Annotated in this window: 13 protein-coding genes; 4 read left to right on the top strand and 9 right to left on the bottom strand. The window is 72.4% G+C overall.

The features are described from left to right. Positions 1–146 precede the first annotated feature (146 nt). The 4 genes from ACGFI7_RS28235 to ACGFI7_RS28220 all read right to left on the bottom strand — a co-directional run bounded on the left by ACGFI7_RS28235 (position 147) and on the right by ACGFI7_RS28220 (position 7622). Positions 147–3545 carry a phosphodiester glycosidase family protein gene (locus ACGFI7_RS28235; protein ID WP_393409750.1) on the bottom strand — a complete coding sequence of 1133 codons (3399 nt, stop codon included), beginning with the start codon at positions 3543–3545 and terminating at the stop codon, positions 147–149. A gap of 62 nt (positions 3546–3607) precedes the next feature. Then, positions 3608–5689 carry a hypothetical protein gene (locus ACGFI7_RS28230; protein ID WP_393409749.1) on the bottom strand — a complete coding sequence of 694 codons (2082 nt, stop codon included), beginning with the start codon at positions 5687–5689 and terminating at the stop codon, positions 3608–3610. 476 nt (positions 5690–6165) lie between these two features. Next, positions 6166–6336: a hypothetical protein gene (locus ACGFI7_RS28225; protein WP_393409748.1), complete on the bottom strand. Its 171-nt coding sequence runs from the start codon at positions 6334–6336 to the stop codon at positions 6166–6168. Positions 6337–6569: 233 nt separating this feature from the next. Continuing rightward, positions 6570–7622, bottom strand: coding sequence for a Clp protease N-terminal domain-containing protein (locus tag ACGFI7_RS28220; protein WP_393409747.1), 1053 nt, complete (start codon positions 7620–7622; stop codon positions 6570–6572). A gap of 219 nt (positions 7623–7841) precedes the next feature. On the opposite strand from ACGFI7_RS28220, the gene ACGFI7_RS28215 reads away from it, so the two are divergent. Continuing rightward, entirely contained in the window at positions 7842–8444 is a 603-nt protein-coding gene (locus tag ACGFI7_RS28215; RefSeq protein WP_393409746.1) for a hypothetical protein, read from the top strand. Between the two features lie 161 nt (positions 8445–8605). Further along, the gene (locus tag ACGFI7_RS28210; protein ID WP_393409745.1) at positions 8606–9328 is read left to right on the top strand and encodes a VIT1/CCC1 transporter family protein; all 723 of its coding nucleotides are present in this window, start codon (positions 8606–8608) and stop codon (positions 9326–9328) included. A 71-nt stretch (positions 9329–9399) separates the two neighbouring features. Here ACGFI7_RS28210 and ACGFI7_RS28205 read toward each other — a convergent pair whose 3' ends face one another. From ACGFI7_RS28205 to ACGFI7_RS28185, 5 genes are all read right to left on the bottom strand, one after another. Beyond that, the gene (locus tag ACGFI7_RS28205) at positions 9400–9531 is read right to left on the bottom strand and encodes a hypothetical protein (RefSeq protein WP_393409743.1); all 132 of its coding nucleotides are present in this window, start codon (positions 9529–9531) and stop codon (positions 9400–9402) included. Beyond that, positions 9513–9764, bottom strand: a complete 252-nt coding sequence (locus ACGFI7_RS28200) for a LysE family transporter (protein WP_393409742.1) — start codon at positions 9762–9764, stop codon at positions 9513–9515. The genes ACGFI7_RS28205 and ACGFI7_RS28200 overlap by 19 nt, the downstream gene beginning before the upstream one ends. A 19-nt stretch (positions 9765–9783) precedes the next feature. Next, a complete protein-coding gene (locus ACGFI7_RS28195) occupies positions 9784–10140 on the bottom strand; it encodes a spore germination protein GerW family protein (RefSeq protein ID WP_393409741.1) in 357 nt (118 codons plus the stop codon). Between the two features lie 14 nt (positions 10141–10154). Then, positions 10155–11786 (bottom strand): glucose-6-phosphate isomerase, encoded by a 1632-nt coding sequence (gene pgi, locus ACGFI7_RS28190; protein WP_393409740.1) that lies wholly within the window; start codon positions 11784–11786, stop codon positions 10155–10157. A 139-nt stretch (positions 11787–11925) separates the two neighbouring features. Continuing rightward, on the bottom strand, positions 11926–13632 hold the full coding sequence (locus ACGFI7_RS28185; protein ID WP_393409739.1) for an IlvD/Edd family dehydratase: 1707 nt from the start codon (positions 13630–13632) through the stop codon (positions 11926–11928). A 97-nt stretch (positions 13633–13729) separates the two neighbouring features. Between ACGFI7_RS28185 and ACGFI7_RS28180 the strand changes: the two genes are divergently transcribed. After that, positions 13730–16033 carry a phosphoketolase gene (locus tag ACGFI7_RS28180; RefSeq protein WP_393409738.1) on the top strand — a complete coding sequence of 768 codons (2304 nt, stop codon included), beginning with the start codon at positions 13730–13732 and terminating at the stop codon, positions 16031–16033. After that, complete coding sequence (locus tag ACGFI7_RS28175; RefSeq protein WP_393409737.1) at positions 16009–17190, top strand: acetate/propionate family kinase; 1182 nt, start codon at positions 16009–16011, stop codon at positions 17188–17190. Before ACGFI7_RS28180 ends, ACGFI7_RS28175 begins: the two co-directional genes overlap by 25 nt.

Genomic DNA, 17190 nt, shown 5'->3' with positions numbered 1-17190 from the left:
GCGTCACTCCGACACGCATCACGTACGTCTATCCCCTTCGCGAACAACGGCCCCGTCTGGGACCTGTGCCCGCGAGCGGGCCCGGCGAACGTGGGGACGGGCACGACCCGCGCGCCCGTCCCCGTGATCAGGCGGAATCCGGCTGCCTAGGCCGCTGTCTTGGCTGCGGACTTGGCGGTGATGGCCACGGCGGCCTGCCGGGTGACGCCGTTGACGGTGACCGCGACCGTCACCTCGCCGGCGCGCAGTGCGGTGAGCGTGCCGGTACCGGGGTCGAGCACGGCGACGTGCCGCGGCTTGGCCCCGGCGCGCGAGCCGATGTGCAGGTTCGGCGAGCCGGACCAGCGCGCCGACACCGGGTAGGCGACGGGCACGTCACGCGTGCCCTGCCGGACCGTGGCGGCGACCGTGCCCGGGCTGCCGACCGCGACCGTGGCCGGCGCGGTCAGCGTCAGCTCGTCGACGTGCGGGCGCAGCTGGGCGCCGATCCACTCCGGCGCGTCGGCGAACCAGTTGCGCTTGACGTGCTCGGCCTCCTTCTCGGTGACGGGGTCGACGCCCCACAGGGACCAGCCGGTGAAGCCGCCGTCGCCGGGCGGGGTGGCCGGGTTCTTGGCGGAGTTGCCGTTGATGACGTACGGGACCGCGTCCACGCGGGAGGCGTGGAAGGTGCCGACGTGCCCGCCGATGAACGCCGCCCCCTTGCCGGTCTCCCGCTGGAAGTCGGCCAGCCAGCCTTCCACCAGCGCGGCCTCCTTGCGGTCACCGAGCTGGCTGCCCTTGCCCGGGGTGGGGTCGCGGGGCGGCACGTGGAACAGCACCGCGACCGAGCCGATCGAGCGGTCGCGGGCGGCCTCGTCCAGCTTCGCGCGGAGCAGCTCGATCTGCGCGAAACCGCCGCCGCGCAGGTTGAGGCGGGAGGTGTCCAGCGTGATGAAGCGGGTGCCCTTGTGGTCGAAGGTCCGGTACGTGTCGCCGAAGACGGCCTTGAAGTTGTCGATCTGGCCGCCCATCACCTCGTGATTACCCGGGATGTAGTGATATTTCAGGTCATCGCCGAGTTCTTCGTCGAGGATCCGCTTGGCCAGCGCGAAGTCCTCCGGCGAGGCCTCGTCCACCAGGTCACCGTTGATGAGCAGGAAGTCCGGGTTCGCGGCCTTGATCTCGCGGAGCGTGCGGCGCGCGCCCCGCACCAGGTCGCTGTCGGGATCCCGGGCGACGAACTGCGCGTCCGACATGACCGCGAACCGCCACGGCTGGTCGGCCACGTCCGGCTTGACCACCGGGTCGGCGACCTTCTCCGCCTCCGGCGACTCGATCGACGGCGGCACCTTGGCCACCAGCCCGTCGATCAGGATCTCGTTGGTGTAGGAGGCGTCGGCCTTGGTCTCGGCCACGTAGAAGCGCCGCAGCTTGAGCGGGTAGCTGACACCCGGCGGCACCGCGAACTCGACGAACTGCCAGCCGGTCCACGTCAGGTACGGGCCGCGCAGGATCTGCGACTGGCCGAGCGCGTCGTAGAACTCCAGGCTGGGCCACTCCCCCTTGCCGGTGGAGTGGATCCACAGCCCGAACGCCTGCGGCTGCCCGTCGATCACGAGCTGCTGCGGCGGGCTGGCGTAGGCGGCCCGGGTCGCCGTCGACTGGGTGAAGTCGTACGAGAGCTTGAGCCCGCCGCCGGTCTGGCCGGGCGCGGCCGAGAGCGAGCCGGTGGCCCGCGCGGCGGCGAACGCCCACGAGGCGGCGTTCTCGAAGTCGGCGACCGGCTGGTCCTCGAAGCCGACGGTCACCGGCAGGGCCGTGGTGATCTTGCCGACCTTGGCGGTGACGAGGCCGGAGCCGGTGTCCTTCTTGGCCTTGACGGTGAAGGAGCCGTACTCGTTCGCGGTCACCTCCAGCAGGGCGCGGTCGTAGTCGAGGGTCAGGTCGGACGGCTCGATCGGGGCGGTGTTGCCGTTGCGGTCGTAGCCGACGACGCCGAACGTCGCGGTGCCGCCGGCCCCCGCCAGGCCCACCCGGTCGCTGGTGACGCCGAGCCGCTTGAGCGGCTGCAGCACGGTCAGCTCCAGGGAGCCGTCGGCCCGGCCCCGGGAGGCGGTGACGGTGGTGGTGCCGGGCACCAGGGCGTGGAACGTGCCGTTCCTGACGATGCCGTGCACGGCCGGCGAGCTCCGCCAGATCGGCGCCCCGGACGCGGGACCGTACGTCTCGTCGTACCCCGCCGCGGTCAGTTTGCGGGTGAGCCCGGGGAAGACGCGCTCGGGGCGCCCGCCGCCGACGGGGGCCGCGCCGGGAGCCCTGGCGGGGTCGACGGCGGTCTCCACCCAGAAGCCCTTGAGCGTGCCGCTGCCCTCGGGGGCGTAGAGCGCCAGGCCGTTGGGGACCTCCCGCTCGCCGCCGTCGGACGGGCTGTTCTCGACCTGCACGTCCGCCTGGCCGGGCTCGCGGGCGAGCATGGTGGAGGAGCCGCCGCCGTCGAGGTTGAGCGCGTCGGCCGCGCCCAGCTCGACCATCATCGCGGCCAGCTCGTCCAGGGTGACGCCGCGGCTGTCGGCCTGGCGGCCGTCCACGGTGAGCAGGATCATCTTCTTGCCGTCAGCGGTGAAGCCGACCGCGGTGCGCGGGTGGGCGGACTGGTCGGTGGAGTGCTGCGCCTGGCCGTCCTTGACCAGCACCCAGTTCCCGCCGACCGCGGCCTTGACGTCCTTGCCGTCGGAGGCCTTGGGCCGGTACGCGACCTCGACCTCGTCGCCTGCCTTGAGCCCGGCCAGGGCGGCGGCGCCCGCGTCGCGGCCGAGCAGGATCGTGGTCCCGGCCGGGATGGGGCCGTCGCCCGCCGCCTGGCGGACCGCGGTGACCACGCCGTCCTTCAGCTCGACCTCGGTGACGGCGGCGGCGCCCTCGACGGCGCGGGCCCGGGTGTAGGAGCCCCAGAGCGGGGTGAAGAGCCCGACGCCGTCCTTCTGGATGCGCTGGTTGAACTGGGTGAGGGTGACCGGGGAACCGCCTTCGGGGGTGGCGGTGCCCTCGAAGTACATCTTGAGCACCCGGCCGACGCCGTCGCCGCTGATCGCGACCGCGTTGTCGTGGCCGGCCATCGGCGACTGGACGAGCTCGCCCGTCTGCACGCCGACGCCCTGGGCGGCGCCGGAGTTGTTGATGTCGAAGAAGTCGCCGTTGACGGCGGCGACGGCCCGCGACCGCCTGGCGGGGCCCGACAACGGCTCGGTCTTGGACACCTCGCCGGAGAACACGTAGTCGGCCTTGTTCTTGCCGCCGAGCTCGGCGGTGAGCGCGTCGGCGCGCAGCCAGCCCAGCGGGTCCAGCCGGTCGAACGAGGTGAGGGTGATGCCCGGCGCGACCGGCCTGGTCTTCTTGGCGGTGTCGAGCCGGTCGCCGGTCGCCTCTGCGGCGACCAGCGTCGAGGGGGGCGGGTAGGACGACGCCTTGGGCGCGTCCTCTACAGGGGGTGCGGGATCGGCCTGTGCGGGCGCGGCCGCGGTGAGCACGAGCGCCGCGGCGGCCAGTAAACGGAGGGTCTGCACGACCGAATGCAATCGCTCGTGCACATAAGTTTCAAGACTTTGGGGTGAACTAAAAGAAAATTTCAGATCTTCGCGGGGATCGGACTCTCGTCGGGCAGCGGCTCCTCCAGCGGCGCGCTGTTGATGCCCGCGTACAGGACCAGCGGCACGGCCACCGCCACGACCATGGACAGCACGGCCGTACCCGAGTCGTTGACCAGCATGCCGACCACGCCGCTGACCAGCGTGCCGATCAGCCCGGCCTTCAGCATGGGCGCGCGCTCGAACGCCAGCGGCACCACCCCGGCGCTGATCTTGTCAGGCCGCAGGATCGCGAAGATCAGGAACGCCAGGCCGGTGATCACGATCGGCATGAGGTTGGGCGAGAGCATGGTGTTGAGCATGGCCCCCAGCTTGCGGAGGATCATCGGCATGAACGTCCCGTCGAGCACCATGCCGACGAACCGGCCCAGATGGGTCTGCGACGGCGCCGGCCGCATGTAGTCGAGCACCGCCAGCGCCGACACCGTCACCCCGCCGAGCACGCAGAACCCGACGAACTTCAGCACCGACACCCGCTTGCCCGCCACCAGCAGCGCGGTGACCGCGATGCCGGGCACGAACGCGATCACGCCGCCGAAGTCGCTGCCGATGCCCGGCCAGCCCGCGAGCAGCATCGCGGTCACGCCCAGCGCCGACACCAGCGCCACCGCCGCCCGCCGGCGCCCGGCACGCACGAGATGGTCGGCGACCACCGCCGTCGTCATCAGCACGGAGGTGGCCAGCAGCGCGAACGGGATGTTGGCCAGCCCGTAGTAGCGCCCGCCCACCACGGCCGTGTAGCCCATGAGGCTGTTGAACTGCAGGTTGGTGCCGGTCAGCAGGTCGGTCACCATGACCAGGCCGATGATCGCCGCCACCGCCGCGGGCGGGCCCACCGGGCTGCGGCGCCACGGCCCCAGCACGGCGACCGCGGTGATGGCCGAGGCGATGGCCACCACACCGGCGATCACCAGCGCGATCGGGTACGGGCCGTGGCCCCACGGGAACACGTTCACCAGATAGGTGGAGACGGGCACGGCGGCCAGGCCGAGGGCGACCACGCCGACCGCGCCGGCCTTCTTGCGGCGTGACAGCACGTAGTAGGCGATCGCGTAGAACACCACCGTGACGATCGCGAAGCCGGTGAAGAACAGGCCCGTGGTGTTGCGGATGCCGGTGCCCATCAGGTCGGCCCTGCGCAGCTCGGCGACGGCGTCCTCCAGCGACAGCCGCTCCCCCGCCGCCCAGGGCAGGCCGATCACGGTCTGCGGGACCGGGATGCCGACCGCGCCCAGCACGGTCGGGGTCGTGTCGGTGACGATGACGATGTCGTCGCGCCGGGTGGAGGCGGTGCCGAGCAGCGCGCCGGACGCCTCGGCCCGCTTCCACATCGCCACCCGCAGGTGGGGCACCGACCCGTGGTCGCCGATGCCGCTCAGCACCACCTGGGCGCCGGCGGGCAGCTTCGCCAGGGCGGCGCCGACCTCCGCGTCGGCGGCCCGCACCGCCGCACGCCGCTGCTCGGGCGTCAGCGCCTCCGGCACGGTGGGCAGCTTGCCGGTTTCCGCGAGGTAGGGGCGGATCAGCTCGTCCACGTCCACGGCCAGCACCCGGCAGCGCGACCAGTCGGCCAGCGCGGCCGGCTCCGGCGCGTACACGTCCACCTTGCCGTCGACGTCGGCCAGCGCGAGCGCGGCGCCCGCGCCGACGGCGGTCGTGCAGTGCCCGGCCGCGTGCACCGCGGCGCCGAGCGTGCCCGCGTACGTGCCGTCACGCGTCGCGCGCAGCCCCTCGAAGCCGGGCACCCGCGCACCCGCACCCGTCTGCTCGGGCTCGGGCGGCAGCCCGCACCGCTGCCCGACGGCGGAGCGGACGCCGGCCGACACCGAGAGCCATCCGTCGTACGGACAGGCGAGGGTGCCCACCGTCTTCACCGAGACCGAACCCAGGTCGCTCTCCCCCGCCAGCCGCCACAGGTTGGGCGTCACCTGCGGGTCGACGTCCTCCCAGAGCAGGCCGGGGACGCCGATGAGGGCCACCGAGGCCTCCTCCTCGGCGGCGTGCGCGGGCGGCGCCGCCCACCACAGCGCCGAGGCGACCAGCAGGAAATACGCCCACCTCACCGTTGCCCCCTCTACGGAGAAGGAGTCCGGGACGGCGGCCCCGGACCGGGCCGCCGGCGGCACTCGAGCCGGAGATCAGCAGGCAACGTAGCACGGCGCATCCCCGTTCTGCGCGCTTGTGTCCCAGCCGCCCAGGTCACGCTCGATCCGGACCGCGAGGCGACATGGTCCTCCCCCGGCCGGCCGACCACCTGCCCGGCCAAGCCCCCGCACGGCCCCCCACGTCCGGCCGCCGGTGCCGCTCGGCGATCCCGCCGCCGTACCCCTCCGCGCCGCCGGTGCCGCTCGGCGATCCCGCCGCCGTACGCCTCACCGAGCTGCGGGTAGAGACCAAGGCGGGGACGAGGACCACGGGGCCGCGGCGTGGGCGATGGCGGCGCTGACGGAGGCCGGGGCGCGGGCGCCCGACCGGCCGACGTGCGGGAGGAGGTGCTGGAGCTGAGCCGGCGCTCCTGGGGCGGGGCTGCCGTGGAGCCTCACCGGGGCCCCACGCCCGCGCCCATCCCGTCCGGGCCGGTGATCGACCGCAGCACGGCGTCGAGGTCGGCGACGCTCCCGGCGATGGGGCCGATGGCCCCCACCAGCGCCGCCGCCCCCGGCGATGACCCGCCGGGCACCGGACTCGGATCCCGCGGATTCCTGGTCATGCCGACGACGGGCCATCCGGGACGTCACGCTCCCAGCCGCAGGTCCAGCACGCGACGACCGCGGACGGGCTGTCCAGGAGGGGCGCCTTCCGGCACGAGATCAGCAGCCCGGTGCCGTCTCCCGGCACACCCTCCTGGTCACCAGGTGGTGGCGACCAGGATGCCCACCATGACGACGGCCACCACCGCATACCGGAACGCTCGGCCGCGCAGGGCTCGGGAGATCCGCATCGTCAGTCGCCGGAGCCCAGGCCGAGGTGCTCCTCCAGCCTGGAGATCCGCTGGACGACGGGCGCGAGCTGCTCCTTGAGTACGGCGGTCAGCATGGCCGCCGGGTCGGCCACCGACCCCGTGCCCTGCCCGATGGGTTGGCCGGGAACCTGGCCCGCGCCGGTGCCGGTGGGTGCGGGGGTTCGCCGGCCGGACTCGGCGCGCAGGTGCACGTACCCGGCCAGGGCCGCCACGACAGCACGGCGGGTCGGCCGGAGCTCGGCGCCCAGCCCGCGCAGCACCTGCCCGGCGATCCCGTCGGGCTCGGCGACCAGCCCGAGCAGCAGATGCTCGCAGCCGACGTAGTTGTGCCCGAGCGAGATCGCCTCGTTGACCGCGAACTCCAACGCGTTCGCCGCCCCCACCCCGAACCGCCGCCCCTCCGCCCCCGGAGAACCGCTCCCCGGCGGGCCGCCCACACTCCCGCCGCCTTCGGACGGTCCCGGCTTCCCACCGAACCCACCGTGCTCCGGCCGCCCCGACACCCCAGCAGACCCGCCACCCTCCGGCAGTCCCGGTCCCTCACCAGAGCCACTGTCACTGCCTTCGGGGCGGCCCGAGTCCTCAGGGGACCCGCCCTCGGGGGATCGTCCCGGCGTCTCCCCGGGCCCGGTGCCTGCGGGCCGTCCCAGTTCCCCGCCCACCCCGTCCTCAGGCATGCGCATGGTCAGGTCGCGGCTCACCCGGCCGGGGTCGATGTCCATGGCGCGCAGGACGTGCAGGGCGAGGTTGGTGCCCTCCGCCAGCATGCCCGCCAGAAGGTGCTCGGTTTCCACGCCCCCGGACCCGGCCCGCGCCGAAGCGAGCTTGAGGACCGTACGGGTGCGTGGGGTGAGCAGGGTCAGGGCGCCGGTCGGCCGGTCGAGGTCGAGGTCCGCCGGCGCGGTCTCGCGGATCGCGGTCACCCGGCGGACCGCCTGTTCCAGGGCCCGCTGGCAGATGGCTGAGACCGGCACCCCCGCCTGTTTGACCGCCTCCGCCAGGTCGTCCGGCAGGTACACGTTGATCTTCGGCATCGTCCGCCTCCTTTGGCTAACCCCACCATAACCCCTCTATAACCCCATCGCCTACTCAGGAGGGGGACGGTCTTATTCACTGGCGTTAGGGCAGTTGTCGGCGCAGACTGGAAAGACGGCGAAACACCACAAAGTGGAGCACCCGTGGACAATCACCTTGATCACATGCCGGTTCTGTCCCGCGGCAGGCATCGCAACCCGAAGCGTGGTGCTTGCTTCATGGAATTCGCGTCCTATCTGGCCGGAGAACGGTGGAGCGACCACCCAGCCTGCACCCACCCGCTGCTGGCGGCGCTCGCCCGGCTCGTCAACGACAACACCGCCGACGAGACCCGCAACCGCCTCGTCCACCTGGTCCCGTCCATCATCGGGCTGACCAGCACGGACCTGCGCGTGGACGCCCACATCGCGCTCCGGTGCGCGACCACCGCGCTGCCCGTGGCCGCCGCCGAGCGCCAGCTCGCCCTCGCGGTCTCGATCCTCGCGGCGGAGGAGGTGCTCGCCAGGCTGGACGGCGTCCCGCCGGGACGGCTGAGCCCGCGCAGCCAGGAGGCGATGGACCAGGTCCCGCAGGCGGCCGCGCAGGCACGCAAGTTCAGCAGGGCAGCCAAGATCACCGAAAAGGGCTTCCGGAGGTACGCCGCCCCGAACGCCGTGCAGCTGGCCGTCGTCGGGATCGTCCAGGCGTGCATCGAGGACCCGGACACCATGCTGCACGACCTGCTCGCGGGGGCGATCGACGACTGCACCCGCCTGATCGGCGTCGCCGAGGCCGCTCTGGAGGCCTCGCTGCCCGTCGCCGAGCCCGCGTCCCGAGTGTGACTTTCGTCACTGCCGGACGCCCGGTTAGGAGATCCTAAAAGACTCGTCCACCTGTTCGTATTCATCACAGAACCGCAGGTCAGGCAAGCCTCTCCTTCTTTGCGGATCTTTCCGACACATGCCTAATGTCGGATTGAAACGCACCATACGGGAGGGACTTCATGACCATCGAGCTGGAGCGGACGTACTCGCCCGAGATCCACCACAGCCACCGTGACGTCACCGGAGGGTGGCTGCGGCCTGCGGTGTTCGGGGCGATGGACGGGCTCGTCTCCAACTTCGCGTTGATCGCCGGTGTGGTGGGGGCCACGGGTGCCGGACGCGGCGCCGTACTGGCCGGGTTCGCCGGGCTGGTGGCCGGTGCGTGCTCGATGGCGGCCGGCGAGTACACGTCGGTCAAGTCGCAGACGGAGCTGATGCGGGCCGAGATCGCCGTGGAGCGGCGCGAGCTGGCCCGTAACCCCGAGGGCGAGCGCGCCGAACTGGCCGCACTCTACGAGGCGCGCGGGCTGGAGCCTGAACTGGCGGAACGGGTCGCGGCCGGGCTGTCGGCCGACCCCGAGCGGGCGCTCCGGGTGCACGTGCGCGAAGAACTCGGGGTGGACCCGGACGACCTGCCGTCGCCCAGGCTGGCGGCCCTCTCGTCGTTCTGCGCGTTCTCGGCGGGTGCGCTGGTGCCGCTGGTGCCGTTCCTGTTCGGCGCGTCGGGGCTGACGCTGGCGGTGGTGCTGAGCGTGCTCGGCCTGTTCGGGTTCGGGTCGATCGTGGCACGGCTGACGGCCCGCCCGTGGTGGCTCGGCGGCCTGCGCCAGCTCGTGCTGGGCGTCGGCGCCGCCGCGGTGACCTTCGGCATCGGCCACCTCCTCGGCGTCGCCGTCTCCTGACCCCCTCCGCTGGGCCGCCTGCGTCAGGCCTCGATGCGGACGTTCCCGTACGAGAACCACCCCGGCGGAGATCAGGGGCGGGTGGATGCGGCGAGGTTGATGCCCAGGGCGATGAGGGCGGTGCCGGTGAGGGCGTCGAGGGTGCGCCGGACGGCGGGGCGGGCGAAGAACGCGCGCAGGGCGCTCACCACGTTGGCGACCACCAGGAACCAGAGGGTGGTCCCGCCGAGGGCGATGAGGGACAGCGAGAGCGCGTCGGCGCCGCCGCCACGACCCAGGCGAACACGCCGACCGCGATGCCCAGGGCGGCGGCCATGCCCGGCCCGCGCCCCGACCCGGCGGAGCGGCGCACCACCACGGCGAAGTCGGGGCCGGGCGACATGGCGCCGAGCAGCACCACACCGCCGAAGGCGAGGGACACGGTCAGCGAGGACACAGGTGGTGCTCCTTGGGGATCAGTGGCGCCGGCGACGGCGGCGCTTGATGAGGGCGCGCAGGGTGAGCAGGAGCACCACGGCGACGAACTGGCCGCCGACCACGATGCGGTTGACGTCGACGGCCGGATGCCAGCGGACATCGCCGTCCTTGACCACGAACACCCCGGCGGGAGTGGCGGCCACGCCGTAGCCGAGGCCGCTGCCGCTGCCCGAGTCGCCCTTCTCCGCCTCGCCCTGCCCCATGCCGCCACCGCCGCCGTAGGCGATCTTGGCGACGGGGATGACGACCACGTCGCCGTGCTGGACCGGGTCGCCGAAGACGCGCTTGACGTTCGCGGAATCGCGTGATTTCTCCGCTATCTCCATGATGTCCATGCCCTCATGGTGGCTCATGAGGACCGGCCCCGCAGCTCGCGGTAGACGCGGACGAGCCGCTCGGTCGAGGGATCGGGGAAGTCGGCCTGCGGTTCGTCGGAGGTCAGCGCGGGCGCCAGGTCGAGCGCCATCTTCTTGCCCAGCTCGACGCCCCACTGGTCGAAGGAGTCGATGCCCCAGATGGTGCCCTCGACGAACACGACGTGCTCGTACAGGGCGACGAGCTGGCCGAGGGTCGACGGGGTGAGCTTGGGGGCCAGGATGGTGGAGGTGGGCCGGTTGCCCGGCATGACCTTGTGCGGCGTGACGCCGGCGGCGGTGCCCTCGGCGGCGATCTCCTCGGCGGTCTTGCCGAACGCGAGGGCCGAGGTCTGCGCGAAGAGGTTGGCGGAGAGCAGGTCGTGCATGCCCGCGCGGTCGTCGTGCGGCTCGGCGAAGCCGATGAAGTCGGCCGGCACCAGATGGGTGCCCTGGTGGAGCAGCTGGTAGAAGGCGTGCTGGCCGTTGGTGCCCGGCTCGCCCCAGAAGATGGCGCCGGTGTCGCAGGTGACGGGGGTGCCGTCGGCGCGCACCGACTTGCCGTTGGACTCCATGGTGAGCTGCTGGAGGTAGGCGGGGAAGCGGTGGAGGCGCTGGCTGTAGGGCAGCACGGCCCGGGTCTGGGCGCCGAAGAAGTCGACGTACCACACCCCGAGCAGGCCCATCAGCACGGGCATGTTGGCCTCGAACGGCGCGGTGCGGAAATGGTGGTCGATGGTGTGGAAGCCGGCCAGCATCTGGCGGAACCGCTCGGGCCCCACCGCGATCATGAGGGACAGGCCGATCGCGCCGTCGAAGGAGTAGCGGCCGCCCACCCAGTCCCAGAAGCCGAACATGTTGGCGGTGTCGATGCCGAACTCGGCGACCTTCTCGGCGTTGGTGGAGACGGCCACGAAGTGCTGCGCGACGGCGTCCTCGCCGAGCGCGCCGACCAGCCAGTCACGGGCGACCTTGGCGTTGGTGAGGGTCTCGAGCGTGGTGAAGGTCTTGGAGCTGACCACGAAGAGCGTGGTGGCGGGGTCGAGGCCGCGGAGGTTGCCGGTGATGTCGGCCGGGTCGATGTTGGAGACGAACCTGGCCTCGACGCCGGCGTCGGCGTAGTCGCGCAGCGCCTCGTAGGCCATGGCGGGGCCGAGGTCGGAGCCGCCGATGCCGATGTTGACCACGGTGGCGATGGGCTGCCCGGTGGCGCCCCGCCACTCCTGCGCGCGCACCCGGTCGGCGAACGCGGACATCCGGTCGAGCACGGCGTGCACGTCGCCCGTGACGTCCTGGCCGTCGACCACCAGGGCGGCGTCGGCGGGGGCGCGCAGCGCGGTGTGGAGGACGGCGCGGTCCTCGCTTACGTTGATGCGCGCGCCGGTGAACATGGCCTCGACGCGCTCGCGCAGCCCGGCCCGCTCGGCCAGCCGCACCAGCAGCTCGATGGTCTCGCCGGTCACGCGGTGCTTGGCGTAGTCGAGGTAGAGGTCGCCGGCGGTCAGCGTCATGCGCCCGGCACGGGCGGGGTCGTCGGCGAACAGCTCGCGCAAGTGCTTGCCCGCCAGCTCGCCGTGGTGCTTCTCCAGCGCCGCCCACTCCTGGCTCTGGGTGATGTCGCCGTTCACGTAGCCTCCTCGCAGCCGTCACCAACGATCAACGCCTGATCCCATCGTCCCGTACCCGCCTACCCGAACTCGCCGATTCCGCGCATGGCGGAGCGGACTCTTTGCCGGTGACGGGATCCGGACCCGGGGCCCGCGCGGCTCAGTGGGACTCGCGGCCCACCGCGTCCCCGCTCGACCCGGTGAGGAAGTCGAGGTCGACCCCGCGGTCGGCCTGTAGCACGTGCTCCACGTACAGGCGCTCCCACCCGCGCACGGGCCGGGCGTGGCCTGTCATGACCGGCTCCCTGGCGGCCAGCTCGGCCTCGGGCAGGTCCACGTCGAGCCGCCGGGCGGCGACGTCGAGCACGATCGGGTCGCCGGTGCGCACCCGGGAGAGCGGCCCGCCGGCCGCGGCCTCGGGGGCGGCGTGCAGCACGACGGTGCCGTACGCGGTGCCGCTCATCCGGGCGTCGCTGATGCGGACCATGTCGCGCACGCCCTTGGCCAGCAGCTTGGCGGGCAGCGGCAGGTTGCCGACCTCGGGCATGCCGGGGTAGCCCCGGGGCCCGCAGCCGCGCAGCACCAGCACGGAGGTCTCGTCCACGTCCAGGTCGGGCGAGTCGAGCCGGGCGTAGACGTCCTCGATGCTGTCGAAGACGACGGCCCTGCCGCGGTGGCGCAGCAGTTCGGGCGAGGCGGCGGCGGGCTTGATGACGGCGCCGTCGGGGGCGAGGTTGCCGCGCAGCACGGCGATGCCGGCGTCGGGCTGGAGCGGGTCGGCACGCCGCCTGATCACGGTCTCGTCCCAGATCTCGGCCCCGTCGAGATAGTCGCCGAGCGGCCGGCCGGTGACGGTGATCGCGGACGGGTCGAGCAGGTCGGCGACCTCCTTGAACACCGCGCGCAGGCCGCCCGCCCTGAACAGGTCTTCCATCAGGTGCCGTCCGGCGGGCTGCAGGTCGACGAGGAGCGGGACGCCGGACCCTGTGCGGTCGAAGTCGTCCAGCTCCAGCTCGACGCCGAGCCGGCCGGCGATGGCGAGCAGGTGGACGACGGCGTTGGTGGAGCCGCCGATGGCGGCCAGGGTGACGATCGCGTTGAGGAAGGAGGCGCGGGTCATCACGTGGCTGGGGCGGCGGCCCTCGCGGACCAGCTCGACGGACAGGCGGCCGGTGTCGTGCGCGCGTTCCAGCAGTCTGCTGTCGGGGGCGGGGGTGCCTGAGGTGCCGGGGATGGTCATGCCGAGCGCCTCGGCCATGCAGGCCATGGTGGAGGCGGTGCCCATGGTGTTGCAGTGTCCCCGGCTGCGGATCATCGACGACTCGGACTCCAGGAATGCCTCGCGGGAGAGCGTGCCGGCGCGCACCTCCTCGCTGAGCCGCCACACGTCGGTGCCGCAGCCGAGCGGTACGCCGCGGAAGCGGCCGGTGAGCATGGGGCCGCCGGGCATCACCACGGCGGGCAGGTCCACGGAGGCGGCGGCCATCAGCAGCGACGGGATGGTCTTGTCGCAGCCGCCGAGCAGCACCACGCCGTCGATCGGGTTGGCGCGCAGCATCTCCTCGGTGGCCATGGCGGCGAGGTTGCGCCAGAGCATGGCGGTGGGCCGGACGTTGGTCTCCCCGATGGAGAGCGCGGGCAGGTTGAGCGGCACGCCGCCGGCCGCCCACACGCCCTGTTCGACGCTCTTGGCGACCTCGTCGAGATGGGAGTTGCAGGGGGTCAGATCAGAGGCGGTGTTCGCGATCGCGATGTGCGGCCGCTCACCGGTGAAGGCGTCCCGCGGCAGGCCGCGGCGCATCCAGGCACGGTGAATGTAGGAGTTCCTGTCGTCGCCCGCGTACCACTGGGAGCTGCGCAATGCCATAACCGGCACCCTAACCACCGACTCATGGCGAACGGTAGGCAGCGCTGACCCAACGTGTTCTGTTCACCGATGCCGCAAAGGGGGCAGTTCTGGTGACATGGACACCATCGACGCTTACTGGCGGGCGGCCAACTATCTGTCAGTGGGCCAGATCTACCTGCTGGACAACCCCCTCCTCCGTGAGCCGCTGCGCCCCGAGCACGTCAAACCGAGGCTGCTCGGCCACTGGGGCACCACCCCCGGGCTGAACTTCTGCTTCGCGCACCTGAACCGTGTCATCCGCGAGCGCGACCAGGACATGATCTACATCGCCGGCCCCGGGCACGGCGGCCCCGCGGCGGTGGCGCATTCCTGGCTGGAGGGCTCCTACACCGAGCGCTACCCGGACATCACGCAGGACGAGGCGGGCATGCGGGCCCTGTTCCGTCAGTTCTCCTTCCCCGGCGGTGTCCCCAGCCACGTCGCGCCGGAGACCCCCGGCTCCATCCACGAGGGCGGCGAGCTGGGGTACGCGCTCGCGCACGCGTACGGGGCCGCGTTCGACAATCCGGACCTGGTGGTGGCCTGCGTCATCGGCGACGGCGAGGCCGAGACGGGCCCGCTGGCGGCGAGCTGGCACTCCAACAAGTTCCTCAACCGCGAGCGCGACGGCGTGGTGCTGCCGATCCTCGCGCTGAACGGCTACAAGATCGCCAACCCGACGGTGCTGGCCCGCATCCCCGAGGACGAGCTGCTCAAGCTCATGGAGGGGTACGGGTACCGCCCGTACATCGTCGGCCCGGACCACGAGGAGATGGCGCGCACCCTGGACGAGGCGTTCGAGCAGATCGCCGCGTACCGGGAGGGCTCCGAACGCCGCCTGCCCATGATCATCCTTCGCACGCCGAAGGGCTGGACGGGTCCGAAGGAGGTCGACGGGCTGCCCGTGGAGGGCACCTGGCGGTCCCACCAGGTGCCGCTGTCGGCGGTGCACGACAACCCCGAGCACCTGGTGCTGCTGGAAGAGTGGATGCGCTCGTACAAGCCGGAGGAGCTGTTCGACGACGGCGGCCGGCCGGTGCGGGGCATCCTCGACACCGTCCCGCGCGGCGAGCTGCGGATGAGCGCCAACCCGCACGCCAACGGCGGCGAGCTGCTGAAGCCGCTGCGGCTGCCGGACTTCCGCGACCTCGCCGTGGAGGTGAAGCTGCCGGCCACGCAGTCGACGGAGCCGACCCGGGTGATGGGCGGGCTGCTGCGCGACGTGATCGAGCGCAACCCGGACACGTTCCGGCTGATGGGGCCGGACGAGACCGCCTCCAACCGGCTCAGCTCGGTCTTCGAGGTCACCGATCGCACCTGGGAGGCCGAACGGCTGCCCACCGACGAGCACCTGGGTCAGGCCGGGCGGGTCATGGAGGTGCTCAGCGAGCACCTGTGCCAGGGCTGGCTGGAGGGCTACCTGCTGACCGGGCGGCACGGCCTGTTCAACTGCTACGAGGCGTTCATCCACATCGTGGACTCGATGTTCAACCAGCACGCCAAGTGGCTGGAGACCGCCCAGAAGATCCCCTGGCGGCGGCCGGTGGCCTCGCTGACGTACCTGCTGTCGTCGCACGTGTGGCGGCAGGACCACAACGGCTTCAGCCACCAGGACCCGGGCTTCCTGGACGTGGTGGTGAACAAGAAGGCGTCGGTGGTGCGGGTGTACCTGCCGCCGGACGCGAACACGCTGCTGTCGGTCACGGACCACTGCCTGCGCTCGCGCGACTACGTGAACGTGATCGTGGCGGGCAAGCAGCCGGTGCTCGACCTGTTCAGCATGCAGGACGCGATCGCGCACTGCACGCGCGGCCTGGGCATCCTGCCGTGGGCGTCCACGGACGGCAACACCGAGCCGGACGTGGTGCTGGCCTGCGCGGGCGACGTGCCGACGCTGGAGACGCTGGCCGCCGCCTCGATCCTGCGCGACGAGCTGCCGGAGCTGAAGGTCCGGCTGATCAACGTGGTGGACCTGATGCGGCTGCAGCCGCCGTCGGAGCACCCGCACGGCATGCCGGACTCCGAGTTCGACACGCTGTTCACCACCGACCGGCCGATCATCTTCAACTTCCACGGCTACCCGACGCTGATCCACCAGCTCACCTACCGGCGCACCGGGCACGCCAACCTGCACGTGCGCGGCTACAAGGAGGAGGGCACCACGACCACGCCCTTCGACATGTGCATGCTCAACGACATCGACCGCTACCACCTGGTCATGGACGTGATCGACCGGGTGCCCGGCCTCGGCTCGAAGGCCGCCCACCTGCGCCAGCGCATGTCCGACGCGCGCCTGGAGGCCCGCGCCTACACCCGCATGTACGGCGAGGACGCCCCCGAGATCAGGTCGTGGACATGGCCGCACGCATCCTCGTCCTGAACACGGGCTCCTCGTCCATCAAGTACGAGCTGATCGACGCCGAGTCGGGCGCCCGGCCGGCGCGCGGCGTGATCGAGCGGATCCACGGGGGCGAGGGCCTGCTGACCCACCATTCCGGCGACGCTCCCCCGTACGAGAGGAAGGGCGTCTACGCGGACCACGCGCAGGGGCTGGAGGCGGTGCTGGAGGCGTTCCGGGTCGCGGGGCCCGAGCTGGACCCGGTGGCGGTCGGCCACCGGGTGGTGCACGGCGGCGACCGGTTCGGCGCGGCGGCGCTGGTGGACGAGGAGGTGATCGCCGCCGTCGAGGCGCTGGCGCCGCTCGCCCCGCTGCACAACCATGTGAACGTGGCGGGCATCCGGGTGGCGCAGGCGGCCTTCCCCGGCGTGCCGCAGGTGGCGGTGTTCGACACGGCCTTCCACCGGTCGCTGCCGCCCGAGGCGTACACGTACGCGGTGCCGCGCGAGTGGCGCGAGCGGCTGGGCGTGCGCCGGTTCGGCTTCCACGGCACCTCGTGCGCGTACGTGTCGCGCCGGGCCGCCGCGTTCCTGGAGCGCGACCCGGCCGGGCTGAACCTGGTCGTGCTGCACCTGGGCAACGGCGCCAGCGCCACCGCGATCGAGGGCGGGCGCAGCGTCGACACCTCCATGGGGCTGACCCCGCTGGAGGGCCTGGTGATGGGCACCCGGTCGGGCGACGTCGACCCGGCGCTCTGCGCGTACCTGGGCCGGGTGGCCGGGTTCGACACGCAGGACGTGGAGGAGGCGCTGGGCCGCCACGGCGGCCTGCTCGCCCTCGCCGGCACGGGCGACATGCGCGAGGTACGGCAGCGCGCCGCGGACGGCGACCCCGAGGCGCTGCTGGCGCTGGACGTCTACTGCCGGCGCGTCCGCAAGTACGTGGGCGCGTACTACGCGGTGCTGGGCAGGGTGGACGCGATCGTGTTCACCGGCGGCGTCGGCGAGCACGACGCCGCGACCAGGGCCGCGTCGCTGGCCGGGCTGGGGCGGCTAGGCGTCACGGTGGACCCGGAGCGCAACGGCGCCGACGACGGCGGGGAGCGGGCGATCTCGCCGCCGGGGGCGGAGGTGGCGGTCCTCGTCATCCCCACCGACGAGGAGTGGGAGATCGCCAGGCAGGCGCTGGAGCTGATCTGA

It is taken from the genome of Nonomuraea sp. NPDC048826 (assembly GCF_043198225.1).
GTDB lineage: Bacteria > Actinomycetota > Actinomycetes > Streptosporangiales > Streptosporangiaceae > Nonomuraea.
Note: the sequence above shows the minus strand (reverse complement) of the source record. Positions and strands in the feature narration are given on the sequence as shown.

Bases quoted from the DNA above. Each gene is read 5' to 3' on its own strand.
- ACGFI7_RS28185 (WP_393409739.1), bottom strand. From the start codon at position 13,632: ATGGCATTGCGCAGCTCCCAGTGGTACGCGGGCGACGACAGGAACTCC.
- ACGFI7_RS28195 (WP_393409741.1), bottom strand. From the start codon at position 10,140: ATGGACATCATGGAGATAGCGGAGAAATCACGCGATTCCGCGAACGTC.
- ACGFI7_RS28210 (WP_393409745.1), top strand. From the start codon at position 8,606: ATGACCATCGAGCTGGAGCGGACGTACTCGCCCGAGATCCACCACAGC.
- ACGFI7_RS28220 (WP_393409747.1), bottom strand. From the start codon at position 7,622: ATGCCGAAGATCAACGTGTACCTGCCGGACGACCTGGCGGAGGCGGTC.
- ACGFI7_RS28180 (WP_393409738.1), top strand. From the start codon at position 13,730: ATGGACACCATCGACGCTTACTGGCGGGCGGCCAACTATCTGTCAGTG.
- ACGFI7_RS28175 (WP_393409737.1), top strand. From the start codon at position 16,009: ATGGCCGCACGCATCCTCGTCCTGAACACGGGCTCCTCGTCCATCAAG.
- ACGFI7_RS28225 (WP_393409748.1), bottom strand. From the start codon at position 6,336: ATGACCAGGAATCCGCGGGATCCGAGTCCGGTGCCCGGCGGGTCATCG.
- ACGFI7_RS28215 (WP_393409746.1), top strand. From the start codon at position 7,842: ATGGAATTCGCGTCCTATCTGGCCGGAGAACGGTGGAGCGACCACCCA.